This window comes from Actinokineospora enzanensis DSM 44649 (assembly GCF_000374445.1).
Classification (GTDB): Bacteria; Actinomycetota; Actinomycetes; order Mycobacteriales; family Pseudonocardiaceae; genus Actinokineospora; species Actinokineospora enzanensis.
Genome location: NZ_KB894406.1, coordinates 173468 through 192155 on the forward strand (window position 1 = coordinate 173468; position 18688 = coordinate 192155).

The following is an 18688-nucleotide window of genomic DNA, read 5'->3' on the forward strand; positions in this document are numbered from 1 at the left end:
CAGGCAATCCGTCCGCGTCGCTCGGTGCACCGGTGCTGGTCACAAATCATCACCGCGGTGGCCGAATCCGGCTCCTATCCCCGATGATCGCGGGTGGCATGGGGGAGGGAGACAAGTGTTCGCGAGATTCGTACCGCCCGCGGGTCCGGCCCGGGGGTTGGCGCTGGCGCAGCTGACCAACTCGATCGGGGACGGCGCCTACTACGTGTGTTCGACCCTGTACTTCACCCGGGTCGTGGGGCTGTCCCCGACGCAGGTGGGGCTCGGGCTGACCCTGGGCTGGGCGCTGGGCACGCTGGCGGGTGTCCCGTTCGGGCACCTCGCGGACCGACGCGGGCCGCGGGGAGTGGCGGTGGTGCTGGCCGTGGCCACGGCACTGGCGGTCGCGGCGTTCGGGTCGGCTCGGTCGTTCCCGGCGTTCCTGATCGCGGCCTGTGCGTACACAATCTGCCAGTGCGGTCTGGTGGCCGCGCGGCAGGCGTTGTTGGCCGGGGTCGTGGACGCGGCCGGGCGCACCACCGCTCGTGCGTACCTTCAGTCCACGGCCAATGCGGGGATCGCGATCGGTGCTGCGGTCGGTGGTGTCGCACTGCAATTCGACACGGAAGCCGCGTATTTGTCCGCGTTCGGCCTCGATGCATTGACCTTCCTCGGCGCGGCCCTGGTGTTGCGTCGCCTGCCGTCGGTGCCGGGCGTGCCGAGGGTTCGGGACGGGGAGCCCGCGCTGGGGGTGTTGCGTGACCGGCCGTACGCGGTGATCACGGTGCTCAACGCGGTGATGATGCTGTACATGCCGCTGCTCAGCGTGGTGCTGCCGCTGTGGGTGGTCGAGCACACCACCGCGCCGCGGTGGATGGTGGCCGGATTGATGGTGATCAACACGGTGGCGGTGGTGTTGTTCCAGGTCGCGGTGGCACATCGAGTCACCGACCTGGACAGTGCGGTACGGCTCGTGCGGGTGGCGGGAGTCTTGTTGCTGGTGGCCTGCGGTGTGTTCGCGCTGTCCGGTGGGCACCTCGCCGCCTGGGTGGCGGTGGCGGTTCTGGCGGCGGGCGCGTTGTTGCAGACCGGTGGGGAGATGATGCTCGCTTCCGGTTTCTGGGAGATCAGTTTCGGTCTCGCGCCGGATGGGCGGCATGGGCAGTATCAGGGGTTCTTCGGTAGTGGGATCGCGGTTGCCCGGACGGTCGGGCCGTTGTTGCTGACGGCGTTGGTGATCGGGGGTGGGGCTGTGGGGTGGTTGGTGCTTGGGGGGTTGTTCGTGCTCGCGGGGGTTGCCACTGGTCCTGCGGTGGGCTGGGCCCGACGGGGGCGGAGTGCTGTGGGGTGAGTGGTCCGGCTCCGGGATCTCGCTCTGGACGCTTCTTGCTTGGGTGGCTCGATGGGGTGCGGAGGTGACGTCAGTCGGCGTCGTTGGTGCGTAGGTTGCTGGCCAGTTCCAGCCGCTTGACCTTGGTGGTGGCGGTATGCGGCAGATCGGACAGTCGCTTGTGGACCGGCGGGCTCATGGTCGGCAGGCCCGCCGTCGCGGCCGTCCAGGCTGCCGGGTCCAGTGGCTGGTCGTCCCTGGTGGACACGACCGGGACGGCCCGGCCGTCCGGGCCGGGGATGATCACGACCTCGACCAGGGCGTCCAACCGGGCCAGCAGTTGGTCCTCGGCGGCCAGGGTGCTGCCGAAGCCGGGGATCTCGTCGATCTCGCGGTCGAGCATGTGCAGGCAGCCCCAGCGGGTGCGGTAGCCGAGGTCGCCCATCCGCCACCAGGTGCCGCGGGTCTGCTCGGTGTAGCGGTCCGGCTCGCCCAGGAAGGTGATGGCGCGGCCGTCGCTGCGGGCCTCGACCAGGCCGGGGGAGGTCCTCGTCGGGCGCTTGCCGTCCCGGCTGACGACGCGGATGCCGGTCATCCCGGGGAAACCCCAGCCGACGCAGCGGCCGTCGGCCTCCGCGCTGCGGAAGCGGGTGTAGGTGCGGACGACCACCGGGCCGGTCTCGCTCTGCCCGTACAGCTGGCCGAACAGCGGGACGCGCCTGCGGGACGCGCGGGTGAGCCGGTGGATGGTGCGCGGGTGGATCGCGTCGAAGGTGCTGCTGAACAGCTGCACGGTGGCGAGCGGCTCGCGCGGGTCGTCGGCGAGCTCCTCCCAGCGCATGAACGAGTTCGGGTGCGCCTCCAGGATGCCCGGTCGGACCGCGGCGAAGATGCCCGCCACGTGGTCCGGCGCGTCGTCCACCAGCACCACCAGCGGGAAGCCGCGGTAGAGGGAGATCGCGGTGGCGCTGATGATCCGGGAGTGCACGAACGACACGTGCATCGCGATCGGTTCGCGGGTCCGCTTGAACGCCATGGCGACCGCCTGCGGCCGGTAGCGGGACTGGAGGCTGGCCCCGGTGTGCACGGCCATCTTCGGGATGCCCGTGGTGCCGGAGGTGTGCGTCACCAGCGTCGGGTGGTCCGGCGGCATGATCACCGGACGGACCCGCTCGGTGCCCGCGAAGTCCGCCAGCCGCTTGGCCTTCGCGTGCTCGCCCGAGGTGAGCAGCACGGACGAGGTGATGTCGAAGACCGACCCGGGCAACTCGTCGTCCAGTTTGGACTGGTCGGTCACCAGGTGTGGACGCTGCGCCCGGGGGAGCATCACGGACACCGTGTGTCCGTCCAGTTTGGCCGACAGCAGCACCGGTACCGCGCCGATCCGCGCGGCGGCGAAGGCGAGCAGGGTGATGTCGAAACCGTCCGATTTGTACACAACCACGTGCTCGCCCGGCCGCACACCCGCCGCCCACAGCCGGGACGCGGTGTCGTCGACCACGTCGGCCAGCTCCGCCACGGTGAACCGGCGGCCGGGGGCGAGGTCAAGGTCGTGGTCGAGGATCACCACGTTCGCCGGGTACCGTCGGGCCGCCCGCTCGAACACGGTGCCGAGCCGGATGCCGCGGTTGAGGATCCGTTGCAGGATCACGGTTCACCGCCGCTCTCCAGCACGGCCTTGATCCGCTCGACGGTCGCGGCCATGTCCTCGGCCAGCTTCGCGCCCCACTCGGCGAAGAACCGCCGCCGCTGCTCGTCGTCCATCTCGGCGGTGATACCGACGATGCCCTCGGTGGCCCGGCCCATCCGGAACCGGTGCGCGAGCAGACAGCCCTCGTCCCGCGGTTCGAGGTGGAACGACCAGGTGCTCTCCTGGCGGTGTCCCGCCCCGTTCCGCATCGCCCAGCCGAACTCCCGGCCGGGCGTCGCGGCGACGACCTCGGCGTGCGTCTGCCAGTGGCCGCGCGCGACCGGCGCCCAGGCCACCACGTCCTCGGCCCGCACGTTGTCGCCGCGGAACACCGCGCCGACCGTGCCCGGCGTCCCGGCGACCCAGGCCCCGCCGGTGCATTCCGCACTCCACTCACCGCTGCGGGTGAGATCGCTGACCACCGCGTAGGCGATCTCGGGCGAGGTGCGGACGAGCGCGCTCCGCTCGATCTCGAACAGCGGCGGTGTTCCGGTTTTCGCTGTGGTCACGGGGAAAGTCTGCGGATTCCCGACGAACAGGGTCAACCGGCCCCGACCCGGTCCGTCAGGTCGTCCGTCAAGTCGGCATCCGCAGGACGACCCGGCGCCCCTTGGTCTCCCCGCTCGCCACCGCCCGGTGGGCGCGTTCCGCCTCACCGAGCGGGAGTTCCAGGATGTCCCGCGGCCGCAGCACGCCCGTCGCCACCCGTCGACCGATCTCCGCCGCAGCCTCGGCCAGTTCCGCCGCGGTGGCGTGCGAGATGACGAAGCCGTGGATGGCGGCGTTGTTCGTGTACAGCGGGCCGACCGGGAGCACCGGCCGGGTCGCCATCCCGGCCAGCAGCACGATCCGGCCGCCGCGGGCGAGCAGTCCGACCGCGGTGTCCAGGTCGTTGACCCCGGCCGGGTCGATGTAGAGGTCCACCCCGTCGGGGCAGGCCGCGCCCAGTCGCCGCGCCCGCGCCGGGTCCGCGCGGTCGACGACCTCGGCCGCGCCGATACCCCGGCAGTACGCGGCATCCGCCGCACCGGCGACGGCCACGACCCGGGCGCCCGCCGCCGCGGCCAGCGCGACGATGGCGCCGCCGACGTTGCCCGCGGCGCCGATCACGACCACCGTCTCGCCCGCGCGTAATCGCCCGTGCGTGAACAGCCCGAGGTACGCGGTGGCCGCCGGGTGCGCCACGGCGACGACGTCGTCCGCCGACACCCCGTCCGGCAGCCGGTACAGCCGGTCGGCGGGCACGGCGACCCCGCTCGCGGCCGCGCCCTGCCTCCCGTCGTGTCCCATGCTGTTGCACCACACCCGCTCGCCCGTGGCGAACCCGGCGGCCGGTTCCACCACCGTCCCGACGAGGTCCCGGCCGAGCACGAACGGGAACGTCATCGGGGTGCGGAAGGCGCCCGACCGGATGAAGGTGTCGACGTGGTTGACCGTCGTCGCCTCGACCCGGACCAGCACCTCGCCGTCCGCGGGACGCGGTTGCGGGAGCGTCCCGTACCGGATCGCGTCCGGTCCGCCCAGCGCGTCGACGTAGGCGGCGTGCACGTACCCGCTCACGCCGCGCTCTCGGCACCGCGCGCGGCCGCCGCGGCGGTGGCCAGCAGGAAGATCAGCGCCACCACGGCGATCGCGGCGCCGATCACACACACCACGGTGATCCCGGCGGGCAGGGTCGCGCCGCCGATGAGCGTGCCAAGGCCGATGCCGAGGTAGATGCCGGACGAGTTCAGCGACACCACCAGCGGCGCCTCGCCCGGCGCGGCGGCGATCAGCCGGTGCTGCTGCGGCGGCGTCTGACACCAGCTGCTCGCGCCCCAGACCGCCATCAGCAGGCCCACCAGCGGCAACGTCACCGCGTGCGCGCCCGCCAGCCAGCCAAGCGCGCCCAGCGCGACGGCCATGCACACGTAGCCCGCCGACAGCACCCGCAGCGCGCCCCAGCGGTCCGTGGCGAGCCCGGCGACCAGGTTGCCGAACACCGCGCCGACGCCGTAGAGCAGCAGCATCCAGGCGATCCCGGCGGTGACGCCGACCGCGTGCAGGGTGGGCACGGTGTAGGCGTAGGCGGTGTAGCAGGCGGTCATGCCGAGCACGGTCACCGGCAGCACGGCCAGCACGCCCGGCCTGCCAAGCACGGCCAGCCGGGTGCGCAGCGGCACCTTCGTCGCGCCGGGCAGCTCCGGCATGATCGCCCGCACGCCGACGCCGGACAGCACGCACAGCAGCGCAACCGCGCCCAGCGCCGAGCGCCAGTCCAGCACCTGGCTGACCACGGTGCCCAGTGGGATGCCCACCGCGGTCGCCACGGTCAGTCCGCCGACCACGACGGCGAGCGCGCGGGCGCGCAGCTCCGGGCGTACCAGCGCGGCGCCGACCGCGCCCGCGTTGGGGGTGTACATGGCCGCGCCCGCGGCGGCGGCGATCCGGGCGGCGGTGAGTACCGCGAAGTTCGGCGCCACCGCGGCGAGCACGTTGCCGATGGTGAGCACGGCCAGGCCGACCAGCAGCAGCCGCCTGCGCGGCAGCCGCGCGGTCACGGTGGCGAGGATGGGGGAGAGGATGGCGTAGGCGGCGGCGAACACGGTCACCGACTGGCCCGCGGTCGACTCGGAGATGTGCAGCGAGCCCGCCATCTGCGGCAGGAAGCCCGCGACGACGAACGCGTCGGTGCCGACGGCGAAGGTGCCGAGGGCGAGGATCAGGGTGGCGGTCAGGCCGCGGGACTGGGCGTCCGGAGCGTCGGCGCGCGTCGGCGCCGCTCCCGCGGTGGGGGTGCTGGACATGGTGGTCCTCCGTGCCGGGGCCGTCCCGGCGTGACAGGTCGGGCCCCGGACCGGGTGGGACGGTACGGGACCTGGAACGGTGTGTGATCTGGAACCGGTCCGGAACCTGCCCGCGCCCGGGAGGTGTGGAACCGGGACGGGCGTGGAACCGGAACGTGGTGGGAGCCGGACGGTGGTGGGCCCGGCAGGCGTGCGGTTCGGGGGCGTGGGTGGGCCGGGATCAGGTGGAGAGGCGCTGGTAGGCGCGTCGGGTCCGGTCGGCCGTGACCTTGGGGGTGGTCGCGATCAGGTCGGCCAGCGTGCGGGCGGCGAGTTCGCGCCGCCAGGCCAGCTCCGCCTTGCGCATCACGGTGGCGATACCGCACGGCCTGCGCAGCTCCGGCGCGTCGGGCGCGGCGGCCGCGACCCCCTGCGCGCGGACCTCGGTGCACCGGAAGGCGTCGGTGCGCCCGTCGATGGCCGAGACGACGTCCATGAACGTGATCTCCCGCGCGGGCCGGGACAGCCGGAACCCGCCGCGGGCGCCGGGCACGGCGACCAGTACGTCGCCGTCGACCAGCGCCCGCAGGTGCTTGGCCAGGTACGGCTTTGGCAGGCCGTACAGGGTGGCGAGCTTCGAGGTGGACACGGGGTTGCCGTCGTCCGCCCAAGCGATGGCGAGGCAGCAGTGCAGGCCCCACTCGACACCTTCGGATAGCCGCATAACATGGATGGTATCCGTCCACGTTCCATCGTGCCCGGGGAGGGGGTGGAAGTTCGTCCGGACGGCGGCCCGAGACCGGGCGCGGAAGGTCCGGATGCTATCACTTCGATTTCTCAATGGCTACCTTCGGTGTCCAGGATCGACCGTTGTGGCGGAGGTATGCCGTCGTTCGGGCGAAGCCGTGGTGGTGCGCGGTCGCGGGTGCCTGGTAATTCACCAAAGCCAGCGGATTTGCGCCGAAATCCGCCGGGTGCGGAGTTGGCAGCGCTCCATTCGGGCGGAGGCGCGCATTTCTGTCCGGCACGCACGGGCGGCCGCGCCCGCATGGCGGGATCGCGTAGGCCGGGCAACCGGCCGGATATCGACTCCGCCCTGCTGGGGCGAGGTCCCGGCGGCGACGGCGTTTCGCCCGACTTGTTCGACAATGCAGAATTGATGTGAATTCTCGTCACAATGTTATGTCACGGACCGCGATTAAGCGGTTCACCCGATTGGCGCTATGATCCACATGGGTGGCTGTTAATGTCGATCGGCGGTACCGGAGGAATTCTGCAGCGAGGGGGCTGGGGTTCATGCACACCTGGAGCCGGTGCGTCATCGGCGGCGATCTTTCCGAAAGTGACAATCTCGATGATTCCCTGGAGTACTTCTACGACTCGGTGTTCGCGTCACTGTCCAGGCGGGACCAGCGAGCCACCGCACGCATGTACCTGCAGGGGCTCTTACGCACCGAAGGGCGCAAGTCGGCGCGGAACATCGCCGCGTCGTTCGACGGGTCCGCGGCCGTCGAGCAGAAGCTGCAGCACTTCGTCAGCAGCTCCACTTGGGACTGGCGGACCATGCGCCGGGCGCTCGCGGGCGAGGTCGGCAGGCGGACCGCGCCGTACGCGTTCGTGGCCAGGTCGATGTCGATCCCGCGGCGCGGCACCCGGTCCGGGGCGTGGCACCTGGTCGGCGACGGCGGCAGCCAGCGCGCCATCGGGGTGTGGGCGGTCAGCGAGTCCGGGTCGGCGCCGGTGAACTGGCAGTTCCGGCTCGCCGCGCACCGGCACCGCAGGCCGCGCGACGGCGCGCCCGCGGCACCCGGCCAGACCCGCGGCACGGTGGACACCTACCTGGCCGCGGACACCTGGGACGCGCCGTGCCCGCCGTTGGTGTTCGACGGCGCGGAACCCAACGCGACCGCCGCACTCGGCCCGCTCGGCGACCGGCCCTGGCTGGCCCGGATCCAGGACTCGGTGCAGCTCTACGCCACCGACCACCGGGTGGGCAGCCGCCGCGGCGACCTGCTGTCCGCGCGGGAGATCGTGGACATCCTGCGCCGCACCGCGCAGATCCGGGTCGGCGCGCCCGCCGACCGGGCCCGGTCCGGCGGTGGGCACAGCGTCACCGCGGTCGTCGCCGTGCGCGCGCCCTCGGCCGAGACCGGCGCGCTGGCCCTGTTCGGGGAGCAGCAGCTGGGCAGGCCGTCGGTGACCCGGCTGTGGCTGACCAACATGCTCGGTGCGAGTGTGGACGACCTGCTGCGGCTCACCCGCGCGCCCGCCGCGGTGACCGACGACTTCGGACTGATCGGCGACCGCGTCGGCCTGCTGGACTACCTGGGCCGGTCCGCGGGCGGCTGGCACCGGCACGTGACGCTGGCGTCCGTCGCGTATACGGCGGTGACGCTGTTCGGTGCCGCCCGAACCGGTCTCGCGGGCCGCGCGGTCCGGGTCCCGGGTCCCCGGGACGTATTTGACGGATCGAACCGCTGACCTGACGGAGCGGCGGCCCGGCGGTGGCCCCGGATGCCGGGGTTCCGGTGGGATCGGTGACATGACGGCGCCAGCGCACCGGATCGGGTTGCTTCCGGCAGACCAGCAACCACAGTGGCCGGACCGAGGCCAGGTGGAACTCGCGCGTGCCGCCCTGATGGCGCGGCAAGCCCTGGTGTCCGAAGTGGACGTGCTGGCGCTGCGCGCGCGGCTCGCGGCGGTTGCGGCGGGCGACGCGCTCGTCGTGCAGGCGGGCGACTGTGCGGAGGATCCCGCCGAGTGCGCCCCAGACGACGTGTCGCGAAAGGCCGGGATGCTGGACGTCCTCGGTGGCGTGCTGCGGATGGCGACCGGGCTCCCGGTGCTGCGGGTGGGTCGGATCGCAGGCCAGTACGCCAAACCGCGTTCCTCGGCCGTGGAACCGGTCGACGGTCGTGAGCTGCCGGTCTACCGGGGGCACCTGGTCAACGACCCGCGCCCGGAGGAGTCCGCCCGGGTCCCGGATCCGTCCCGGTTGTTGCACTGCCACCGCTCGGCGTCCCGGATCGTCGCCGAGCTGGGCTGGACCGGCACGCACCCCGGGCACGTCCCGCAGAGCCAGGTGTGGACCAGCCACGAGGCCCTGCTGCTGGACTACGAGGTCCCGCAGCTGCGCCGGGTCACCGACGGCTGGCTGCTCGGCTCGACCCACTGGCCGTGGTTGGGCGCCCGCACCCGCAAGCTGGACGGCGCGCACGTGGCCCTGCTCGCCCAGGTGGTCAACCCGGTGTCGTGCAAGGTCGGCCCGGACCTCACCGCCGGGGCCCTGGTCGAGCTGTGCGACCGGCTCGACCCGTCGCGCGAACCCGGCAGACTCACCCTGATCTCCCGTCTGGGCGCGGACCTGGTCCGCGACCGCCTGCCCGGCCTGGTCGCGGCCGTGCACGCGGCGGGCCACCCGGTGATCTGGCTGTGCGACCCCATGCACGGGAACACGTTCACCGGCCCGGACGGCCGCAAACGCCGCCTGGTCGACCGCGTCGTGCACGAGGTCCGCGGCTTCCGCGCGGCGGTGGCCGAGGTCGGCGGCGTCGCGGGCGGTCTACACCTGGAGACCACCCCGGACCCGGTCCGCGAATGTCTGTCCCGTGTGGACGACCCGGGTGATCCATACACCAGCCTCTGCGACCCGCGGCTGAACCTCGACCAGGCCATGACCGTGGTATCCGCCTGGCGCGCGTGACCACGCGCGTTCCGGGAGCACGACGGTACCGACCTGGCGCGCCGGACGGCCGCGCGGGACTTGAGGAGGAGACGATGGAACACGGGATCGCGATCGTGACCGGTGCGGCGGGCGGGATCGGTGCGGTGATCGCCCGCGCGCTCGGCGAGTGCGGGGTGCTGCCCGCGGTGGTCGACCGGGACGCGGAGCGGCTCGACGCGGTGGTGGGGGAGCTGGCCAGGGACGGGATCAAGGCGCGGGCGTTCCCCTGCGACGTCGGCGCGGCGGACGCGGTCGAGGCGCTGGTCGCGGCCGTGGAGGAGGAACTGGGACCGGTGCGGTACCTGGTCAACGCGGCGGGTGTGCTGCGGCTGGGGCCGATCGTGGAGCTGACCGCGGCGGACTGGGTGAGCACGTTCGCGGTGAACGCGGCGGGTGTGTTCCTGGTGTCCCAGGCCGTCGCCCGGCGAATGGTCGCCCGTCGGGCAGGCGCGATCGTCACCGTCGCCTCCAACGCCGCCGACGTGCCCAGGGTGGGCATGGGTGCCTACGGTGCGTCCAAGGCCGCCGCCACCATGTTCACCAAGACACTCGGGCTGGAGCTGGCGGCGGCCGGGATCCGGTGCAACGTCGTCGCGCCCGGTTCCACCGACAGTCCCATGTTGCGCGGGATGTGGAACGGTCCCGGCGGCCGCGCCGCGACCATCGACGGCGACCAGGCCGCGTACCGGGTGGGCATCCCGTTGCGCCGGATCGCCGAGCCGCGCGATGTCGCCGACGCGGTGCTGTTCCTGCTCGGCGACGCCGCCGCGCACATCACCATGCACGAGCTCGTCGTGGACGGCGGCGCCGCCCTCGGCGCCTGACCAGGAACCTAGGAGACCACCCATGAGCCCATCGGCGGGCATCCCGGCCATCGAGGCCTACGACATGCCGACCGCTGGCGAGCTGCCGCCGAACACCGCCCGGTGGACGGTGGCGGCCGACCGCGCGGTGCTGCTGGTGCACGACATGCAGCGCTACTTCCTGCGCCCGTTCCCCGAGCCGCTGCGCGCCCAGCTGACCGGCAACGCACAGCAGCTGCGCGAGGCGTGCCGGGCCCAGGGCGTCCCGGTCGCCTACACCGTCCAACCGGGACGGATGACCGACGGGCAGCGCGGGCTGCTCAAGGACTTCTGGGGTCCGGGCATGCGCACCGAAGCGGCGGACCGGGAGGTGGCGGGCGCGCTGGCCCCGGCGGCGGACGACTGGCTGTTCACCAAGTGGCGCTACAGCGCGTTCTTCGACTCCGACCTGCTCGACCGCATGCGCGCCGCAGGCCGCGACCAGCTCGTGCTCTGCGGCGTCTACGCGCACGTCGGCGTGCTGGCCACCGCGGTCGAGGCGTTCTCGCACGACATCCAGGTGTTCTTCGTCGCCGACGCGGTGGCCGACTTCACCGCCGCGCACCACCGGATGGCGCTGGACTACGCGGCGTCCCGGTGCGCGGTGGTGACCACGGCGAAGGAGGTGTTCCGGTGACCCGTGTGGACGGTCATGAGCTGCTGGCCGCGGTACTCGGCGCCGACCCGCCGCCGTTCGCCCTGATCCACCGGTCGGGCGGGATCGACGTCGTCGTCGGCGAGACGTCCACCCCGGAGTCCCTGTCGGACATTCCCGTCCCGGATCGTCCCACTCCGGGCCACCACACGCTGGTCGTCGTCCCGTTCCGGCAGCTTGCCGAGCGTGGCTTCGCCTGTGTCGACGACGGGGCGCCGCTGATCGCGATGGCGGTGACCGGGCAGGCCGTGCTGCCGGTCGACGAGGTGCTCGGCAGGCTCCCGGACGGCCCCGTCGACCTGCGCGACGGCCGTTTCGACCTGGCCGACGACGAGTACGCGGACCTCGTGCGGCGGGTCGTGGCCGACGAGATCGGCGCGGGCAACGGCGCGAACTTCGTACTCAAGCGCACCTTCGAGGCGTCCATCCCGGACTATACGCCCGCCGACGCGTTGAGCGTGTTCCGCCGCCTGGTGCTCGGCGAGTCCGGCAGTCACTGGACGTTCGTCGTGCACACCGGAACGCACACGTTCGTCGGCGCGTCGCCGGAGCGGCACGTCAGCCTGGACGCCGGGGTCGCGGTCATGAACCCGATCAGCGGCACCTACCGCTTCCCGGCAGGCGGGCCGACGCTGGACGGGGTGCTGGAGTTCCTGCGCGACGGCAAGGAGACCGACGAGCTGTACATGGTGCTCGACGAGGAACTCAAGATGATGGCGGGCATCTGCCCGGACGGCGGCCGCGTGGTCGGCCCCCGGCTGCGGGAGATGGCGCGGCTCGCGCACACCGAGTACTTCATCGAGGGTGGGACGAACCGGGACCCGCGGGACATCCTGCGCGACACGCTGTTCGCGCCGACGGTCACCGGCAGCCCGATCGAAAGCGCCTGCCGCGTCATCCGCGACCACGAACCCGACGGTCGCGGCTACTACAGCGGCGTCATCGCGTTGCTCGGGCACGACGACCGAGGACGGGACCGGATGGACTCGGCCATCCTGATCCGCACGGCGGAGATCTCCCCGGCCGGGCGGCTGAGCATCGGTGTCGGCGCCACGCTGGTCCGGCATTCCGACCCGGCGACGGAGGCGGCCGAGACGGTGGCGAAGCTGTCGGGCCTGCGGGCCGCGTTCGCCGGTGTTCGGATGGCGGACCGGCCGGAGGTCCGGACGGCGTTGTCGGAACGCAACACCCATCTCGCACGGTTCTGGTTGTCCGACGCTCCGACCACATCGGCCACGTCGGCCGGTCGAACCGTTCTCGTCGTGGACGCGGAGGACACTTTCACCGCGATGCTCGCCCGGCAGCTGCGTTCACTCGGCTGCGTCGTGACTGTTCGTCCGGCCGTCGATCCTGGCGTGTTCGCCGATTACGATCTCGTGTTGTTCGGCCCGGGGCCGGGTGACCCGCTGGACCGATCCGAGCCGCGAATCCTCGCTTTGCGGAACGGTGTGCGCACGATGTTGGACGCGGGCAGGCCATTCATCGCGGTGTGTCTGAGCCATCAGATTCTGGCAAGCGAGCTCGGATTCCGTGTGGAGCGTCGAGAGGAGCCCAACCAGGGGTTGCAAAAGGAGATCACGCTGTTCGAGCGCGGCGCCAGGGTCGGTTTCTACAACACGTTCGCCGTCAGGTCCACCGAGGACAGGGTGGACTGCGTGCCGTTCGGGAAGGTCGAGGTCAGCCGGGATGTCTCGACCGGCGAGGTGCACGCGTTGCGCGGTCGCGGGTTCGCCTCCGTGCAGTTCCACCCGGAGTCGGTGCTCACCGTCGACGGTCCCGGTCTGCTTTCGGACCTGATCTCCCATTCGGTCTCGGTGGCGGCTTTGGCCCGGTGATTCCGCGCGGTTGCGGAATTCGCCTGGTCGCGGGTTTCGGCCGCGAATCAGGTTCGGTGCTACACCGAAAGCGTGAGCCGCGATCCCGGTGCCGGGAGGGTGATGCATGGGCGCGCGGCGGGAAGTCCACAACACGGTCTCGGGGTCGCACGCCGAGAACATCATCCAGGCAGGCGTGGTCAAGGGCGGCCTGTTCCGGCGCGTCTACCGCGTCAGCGTGGACATGCCGCGCCCGGTGCGGATCACATTTGTCGTATTCCTGGTGATGGTCCTACTCGGCGCGTCCACCTTCGCCGTCGTGACCTGGGTTTTGCCGCAATTCGCCCCCACCTACAAAACCGAGTTCCTCGTCGACCTGTCCGCAGGCGACGTCCCGGACGATTTCGGGGCGAGCGCCGACTCCCTGCGAAAGGCCCTCGGGAACTCCGGCGACGACGACGCCCTCGCCCTGCGCGGCTTCGGCGGCGACTGCGGCTCGGACGCCAATACCAACCAACTCGTCGGCTTCGGCACCGGCAACCGCACGGAGGTCGCCGACGCGGTCCACGGCGCGCACACGACCGGCGCGGCGACGTTGTTGCGCGGGATAGTCGAGGCCACGCAGGACTTCTCCGGCCCGTTCACGCAGCGAGCCAAGCAGGTCAACCGCATTATCGTCGTGACCAGGCACGGGATCGACGCCTGCGACGACGACGCGGACTTCGTGGAGAAGGAGATCCGGGACCGCGTCGCCGCGAGCGGCCTGTCCCTGGAGTTCCGTTTCGTCGGCTACCGCGTCCCACACGACCAGAACGACGTACTCGCCCGCCTGGCCTCCGGCGCGGGCGCCCCGCCCCCGGTCCTCGCCGACAACCAGGACCAACTGCGCGGCGCCCTCGACTGGTTCACCAACGTCGAACCCGTCCTGCGGTCCGCGACCCAGGTGGTCGACGCGTTCAACCCGACGGTCGCCAAGGTCGACCAAGCCGTCCAGGCGATCATCGACGGCCGCCTCGACGTGGCCGCGCGGACGCTGGACGAGGTCAAACCCACCACCGCGGACGCCGAGTTCGAGAACCTGCGCACCCGCGCCCGCACCCCGGACGCCGTCGCATTGCACACCAAGGCCCTGTCCCTGCGCGACCGCCAACGCGACGTGTTGGACTCGGCGTCCCGGTTGCTGGACACCGCCCGTTCCGGATCCCCGCTGGGACAGCGCCTGACCGGGTATCAACAGGCGGCCGACAACTACAACGCGAACGTCGACGACATCAACCGCATGCTGGCCCAGTTGCGCGCCCAGGCCCCGGGAGGCGGCCGGTGAATCGGCTCGTACTCATCCTGGTCACGGTCTTCGTGGTCTTCGCCAGCGCGACGACGTTCGTGCTGCTCGCCGTGATCCCCGACTACCGCACCACCGTCCTGGTCGACACCTCCACCCAGACCACCGACTTCCCCGGCGTCCTGGCCGCCGTCACCGCAACCGCCCACAACATAGGCACGGACGACTCTCTCTCGTTGCGCCGCTTCGGGGGCGAGTGCGGGTCTCCGGACAACACCGCCGAGCTGACCGACGATCCTTCCGCCGTCGGTTCCGCCTTGCGGGGTGTGCGCCCGTCCGGTCGTCCCACTCTGTTGAGCGGGATCCTCGCGGCGATCGACGACTTCGATGGCGTTCTGCCGTTCCATGGGACGAAACGGAACAGGATCGTCATCATCTCCAGCACAGGACTGGATGCTTGTTCCGGCGACCCGGCGGCGGTGTCCCGAACCATCCAGGAACATGTCCGTTCCGCAGGCCTCGCCTTGGAACTGCGGGTCATCGGGCATCGCGTTCCACCTGACCAACGGGACGCGCTGAAACAGGTGGCGGGAGATCAGCCGGTCGCCTTCACCGAGTCCGCGGCCGACTTGAGCGCCGAGTTGGACACGCTCGTGATCCCGAGGTCGCCGGAAGCCGCGAAGATCAGCGTGACCGCGCCGCCCCCGGCGGAACCGGTGTTCGCGTTCGGCTCGTCGACCGGGATGGGGATCGTGCGGGGCGAGAAGGTGGTCAAGCAGGTCACACGCAAGGAGTCCGAGTCCCAAGCCTGGTTCCGGCCTGCCTTCACCTCCGACGGCCGGTACGTGTTCACCACGGTCGCGGAGGGTGTGCTCGTCATCGAGGTGTCGAGCGGCGCGGAACGCACGGTGCCCTGTGACCAATGCCAGACGGCCGTCCCGGCCGGGGAGAGCCTGATCGTCTGGCTCGATTCCGGCGACCGCATGGTGGTGCTGGACGCGAGCAAACCGGACGCGTCACCTCGGTCCGTGGCCGTTCCGTTCCCACCGAGGCAGTTCCCCACGGAGCTGGGCGGAGGACACGTGGAACCGATCGGTGGCCGCGCAGGCCACGTCGTCATCGCCTGGGGCGACGGGACGTCGGCCTACGGGGGGCCGGAGACCATCTACGACGTCGACCTCGACGGCTCCCGCCACGACCTGGGCAACACGACCGACGAAGCGAACGTGGCCGTCGGGATCGCGGCGATCGCACCGGATGGGAAGCTCATCGCCATACCGGCCACGGAGCACGCAGGTGCCTGCGAGTCGGTGACCGCGGTGGCCCTGATCGATCCCCCCACACAGGAGCATCGCAGGCTGGCCGTCGTCGATCCCAAGCACCCGCAGGCAGACGTCAATGGCTCCAGCGTCCGTGACCTGTGGTTCGACCACGACGGCGGCCTGAACGCCATCTACACCGATCGCCACTGCGACTCCACCGGCGGTGACGCGACCATCGTCCAGGACGTCAGCCTGTGGCACCTCACTCCCGGCGACGACCACTGGGAACTCCGCGACGCCGGCCCACTGCTGTCGTCCCGCGACGTGGCACCCGGTGTGCGGGCGGTGATCGTCGACCCGGACTCGGACCGCCTGTCCGGCACCGTGCACGTGAAGACGGCCGACCGTGACATCAACCTCGGCGTCCAGGCCAGCAGTCTCGCCGTCCCGGATTAGGCGCCCCGGCCCAGGCGGACTGGACGTCGAGGCCATGGGGCGACCGCAAGCACAAGATGATCAACGGGATCAGCGACAACGAGCCCAACATCAACGTCACCGGATTCGCGAACGACCGCACCAACGACGTCATAGTGCCCCCTGAGCATCCGTCGCGATCCCTGCCGCACACCAGCCGTACGCGGATCATTACCGAACGTACAGCAGCCTTTGCCTCGACCTGGCTCTCTCCCTCTTCCTCTCCCACGCGAAGGTCGGCACACCGGGGCGGTGCAAGCGCGACCGACCGCGTCGATGAAATCGGCCGCCGGGTGGCCTGCTTCGTAGAGGTAGCCCCAACCCGGGGCTGAGAACGGGCTGCGGTGACTGGGGCGTGAAGTCAACCCGCTCGATCGAGACCGGGATCGGTGTGGCGGATTCCGTTGCTATGCAGGCGATGTACTGCTTTGGTGAGATAGGCGACCGTGTCATCCGGGCTGAGTGCGTTCATCTCCATCAGCCTGATGTCGATGGTGAGGTTCCGGAGATCCTCGGGGCGGTACAGCCAGGTGTTCGAGCGCCGGGAGTGCTGGATGGCGACCGTCGTGTGACGCGTCTCGGTGAGGGTGAAGGCCTGATCGAGGTCGGCCTGCCAGCCCACCTGCTGCGGTACGACGCGAAGATCGACCTGAGGATGCGTGGCGCGGGTCAGCAGGCGTTCGAGCTGGGCGCCGAACATGTCGACCGTGCCGATCGGGCGCGTGAGGGCCGCCGTACCCAGGAACGCGGTCAGCCGGGTTCGCGGCGACGGAATGGCGCGTTGGCGGTCGAGCAGTGTGGCGACGTGGGCTTCGACCTGGTCGATGTGGACTTCCCCGGCGTGCGCGACGGCCGTGGCGACCTCGCGGGTGCGGAGCAAGGGTGGAACGAGTCGAGGCGCTACCTCGGTGATGCGCGTGGCGGTGGCCTCCAGGGCGAGGTAGGCCTCGCGCTGGAGCACGTCTTCCTTGGTTGTGCTGGCGATCCAGCACGAGTCGTGCAGATTCTCGCTCAGGTCCATCACCCGGCGGAACCGCTCACCGCGAATGCCGAGGTGTGCGAGCAGGTGTGAGACCTGGTGGGGCTTCGGTGCCCTTTCACCGATTTCCCACCGAAGCAGGGTGGGCGCATCCCGCTCGATCTGGAAAGCGAGCGCCCGCATGGAACGGCCCTTCTCGGTCCGTAGTCGTCGGAGCATCAGACCAAGAGCGACGGCGCGGGGCGTGGGCATCAGCGGGCATCCTTGCCGTGATCATGGTTGTGGTGGATTGCGGTGCACGGTTGGCTGGCGGCAGCGGCCGACAGGAGCCGATGAGTGCGACGAAGCGCTCTCGAAGCGGTCGATGGCTTCATGGGTCAGACCTTGCCGTGGGTCGCGCTTCTCTGGAACGTCCTCATCAGGGGACGTCAAGGGGAGGGTTGAGGGATGATTTAGCGCCGCTTTGAAGGATGTTTCCGTGTGGACTGTGCGACGATGTGCGGTGACGAAGGTTGACGGGAGCACTGCGTGATTGAGCCGAATGACCGGTTGAGAGCGCTTCGGGAACGCACGGAGTCGTCGGTGACGCCCGGGGAGAGCCTTTCCCGCAGCGAGCTGGCAGAGCAGGTCAACGCATGGGTGCATGCCCATCGCAACCGGGTGGTCGAGCTGGATGGGAACTACGTCGGCAAGCTTGAACGCGGTCTCATTCGGTGGCCCCAACTCGACTATCGCGAGGGTCTGCGAGCGGTGCTCGGCGTGCGCGCCGACCGAGAACTCGGCTTCCGACGATCACGCAGCGCCACCGCTAACCTCGACCACGTGAATCGTTCAGAGTTCCTTCGCGCGGCCCTGGGCGTGACCGTGGGCGGTCTGATCGCTCCGCTGGCCCAGTCGCTCCAGGCCCTCCAGCCCATGTCGATCCCGTCGGTCGTCGGACAGGCGGAGATCGACAAGGTACGCATGGTCGCGAGACTGTTCGGGACGTGGGATCACACGTACGGCGGCGGGCTCGTCCGCGAGGCGGTGACCGCCCAGCTCCGCTATTCGGCAGGCCTGCTCAACGCCAGGTGCCCCGAGCGGCTGCGCGGTGAGCTGTTCGGTGCGGTTGGCCTGCTCGGCCACACATCCGGTTTCATGGCGTTCGACGCCCACGCACATGACGACGCTCGTCGCATGTTCGAGTTCGCGCTGTCCTGCGCCGAGGAAGCGACTGACTGGCATCTGCGCGCGAAGGTCTTGTCGAGCATGGCTCGTCAGGAGACCTGGTGCGGCAATCCGGATAAGGGACTCACCCTCGTTGAACTGGCAATGGTTCGAGCTGATCGACTTACACCGACCGAGCGGGCCATGTTGTTGAGCGCTCGTGCTCGTGCCCTCGCCAAGCTGACCCGCGTCTCCGAGGCTGCTACCACCGTCGGCATGGCCGATGACCAGTTCGCGAACGCCGCGCCTGCGAATGATCCGGCGTGGATGGCGTATTACGACGATGCCCAGCACGCGGGCGATACCGGGCATGCCCTGTTCGACCTCGCCACGCACGGTCGCTTCGCATCCGAGGCCACTGATCGACTGCACACGGCCGTGATAGGTCACACTGCCCCGTATGTCAGGTCACGGGCATTCTCCCGGATCAAGTTGGCATCGTTGACCATGTGCACCGGTGATCCGGCTGAGGCGGTCCGGATCGGTGAGCGTGCGTTGGTCGAGGCAGGCGCGATCACCTCGCGTCGGGCTGTCGATGACCTTCGTGAGCTGCGGGGGTTCGCGGCTCGCCATCACCGGGTGGCCGAGGTGGCCGAGTTGCGACGGGCGATCGATCATCGGCTGGCGATCACGTCGTGAACGGTCGGGAGCAGGCCGCTCGCCACATCCTCGATCGGGCGTGTGCC

Annotated in this window: 15 protein-coding genes; 9 read left to right on the top strand and 6 right to left on the bottom strand. The window is 70.7% G+C overall.

The window, feature by feature from the left end; genetic code table 11:
• Positions 1-115: 115 nt before the first annotated feature.
• Positions 116-1330 carry an MFS transporter gene (locus C503_RS0107710; protein ID WP_018681610.1) on the top strand — a complete coding sequence of 405 codons (1215 nt, stop codon included), beginning with the start codon at positions 116-118 and terminating at the stop codon, positions 1328-1330.
• Positions 1331-1400: 70 nt separating this feature from the next.
• Here C503_RS0107710 and C503_RS0107715 read toward each other — a convergent pair whose 3' ends face one another.
• From C503_RS0107715 to C503_RS0107735, 5 genes are all read right to left on the bottom strand, one after another.
• The gene (locus C503_RS0107715) at positions 1401-2960 is read right to left on the bottom strand and encodes an AMP-binding protein (RefSeq protein WP_018681611.1); all 1560 of its coding nucleotides are present in this window, start codon (positions 2958-2960) and stop codon (positions 1401-1403) included.
• On the bottom strand, positions 2957-3508 hold the full coding sequence (locus C503_RS0107720) for an SRPBCC family protein (protein ID WP_026316070.1): 552 nt from the start codon (positions 3506-3508) through the stop codon (positions 2957-2959). Before C503_RS0107720 ends, C503_RS0107715 begins: the two co-directional genes overlap by 4 nt.
• A 67-nt stretch (positions 3509-3575) precedes the next feature.
• Positions 3576-4559 (bottom strand): zinc-binding dehydrogenase, encoded by a 984-nt coding sequence (locus C503_RS0107725; protein ID WP_018681613.1) that lies wholly within the window; start codon positions 4557-4559, stop codon positions 3576-3578.
• A complete protein-coding gene (locus C503_RS0107730; RefSeq protein WP_018681614.1) occupies positions 4556-5785 on the bottom strand; it encodes an MFS transporter in 1230 nt (409 codons plus the stop codon). The genes C503_RS0107725 and C503_RS0107730 overlap by 4 nt, the downstream gene beginning before the upstream one ends.
• Before the next feature lie 220 nt (positions 5786-6005).
• Complete coding sequence (locus tag C503_RS0107735; RefSeq protein ID WP_018681615.1) at positions 6006-6488, bottom strand: RrF2 family transcriptional regulator; 483 nt, start codon at positions 6486-6488, stop codon at positions 6006-6008.
• A gap of 572 nt (positions 6489-7060) precedes the next feature.
• Here C503_RS0107735 and C503_RS38500 point away from each other — a divergent pair.
• From C503_RS38500 to C503_RS43120, 7 genes are all read left to right on the top strand, one after another.
• Positions 7061-8245: an IS701 family transposase gene (locus C503_RS38500; RefSeq protein ID WP_018681616.1), complete on the top strand. Its 1185-nt coding sequence runs from the start codon at positions 7061-7063 to the stop codon at positions 8243-8245.
• Between the two features lie 61 nt (positions 8246-8306).
• Positions 8307-9467, top strand: a complete 1161-nt coding sequence (locus tag C503_RS0107745) for a 3-deoxy-7-phosphoheptulonate synthase (protein WP_033400331.1) — start codon at positions 8307-8309, stop codon at positions 9465-9467.
• 74 nt (positions 9468-9541) lie between these two features.
• Positions 9542-10312, top strand: a complete 771-nt coding sequence (locus C503_RS0107750; protein WP_018681618.1) for a 2,3-dihydro-2,3-dihydroxybenzoate dehydrogenase — start codon at positions 9542-9544, stop codon at positions 10310-10312.
• 22 nt (positions 10313-10334) lie between these two features.
• A complete protein-coding gene (locus C503_RS0107755) occupies positions 10335-10967 on the top strand; it encodes an isochorismatase family protein (protein ID WP_018681619.1) in 633 nt (210 codons plus the stop codon).
• Entirely contained in the window at positions 10964-12820 is a 1857-nt protein-coding gene (locus C503_RS0107760) for a phenazine-specific anthranilate synthase component I (protein ID WP_018681620.1), read from the top strand. Before C503_RS0107755 ends, C503_RS0107760 begins: the two co-directional genes overlap by 4 nt.
• 106 nt (positions 12821-12926) lie before the next feature.
• The gene (locus C503_RS0107765; protein ID WP_018681621.1) at positions 12927-14123 is read left to right on the top strand and encodes a hypothetical protein; all 1197 of its coding nucleotides are present in this window, start codon (positions 12927-12929) and stop codon (positions 14121-14123) included.
• Positions 14120-15799 (top strand): hypothetical protein, encoded by a 1680-nt coding sequence (locus C503_RS43120; RefSeq protein ID WP_018681622.1) that lies wholly within the window; start codon positions 14120-14122, stop codon positions 15797-15799. The genes C503_RS0107765 and C503_RS43120 overlap by 4 nt, the downstream gene beginning before the upstream one ends.
• A gap of 379 nt (positions 15800-16178) precedes the next feature.
• On the opposite strand, the gene C503_RS0107775 is transcribed toward C503_RS43120, so the two are convergent.
• Complete coding sequence (locus C503_RS0107775) at positions 16179-17048, bottom strand: helix-turn-helix domain-containing protein (RefSeq protein ID WP_033400332.1); 870 nt, start codon at positions 17046-17048, stop codon at positions 16179-16181.
• A gap of 330 nt (positions 17049-17378) precedes the next feature.
• Between C503_RS0107775 and C503_RS0107780 the strand changes: the two genes are divergently transcribed.
• A complete protein-coding gene (locus tag C503_RS0107780) occupies positions 17379-18641 on the top strand; it encodes an NsdA family TPR-like regulatory protein (RefSeq protein ID WP_018681624.1) in 1263 nt (420 codons plus the stop codon).
• The last annotated feature ends 47 nt before the right edge of the window (positions 18642-18688 follow it).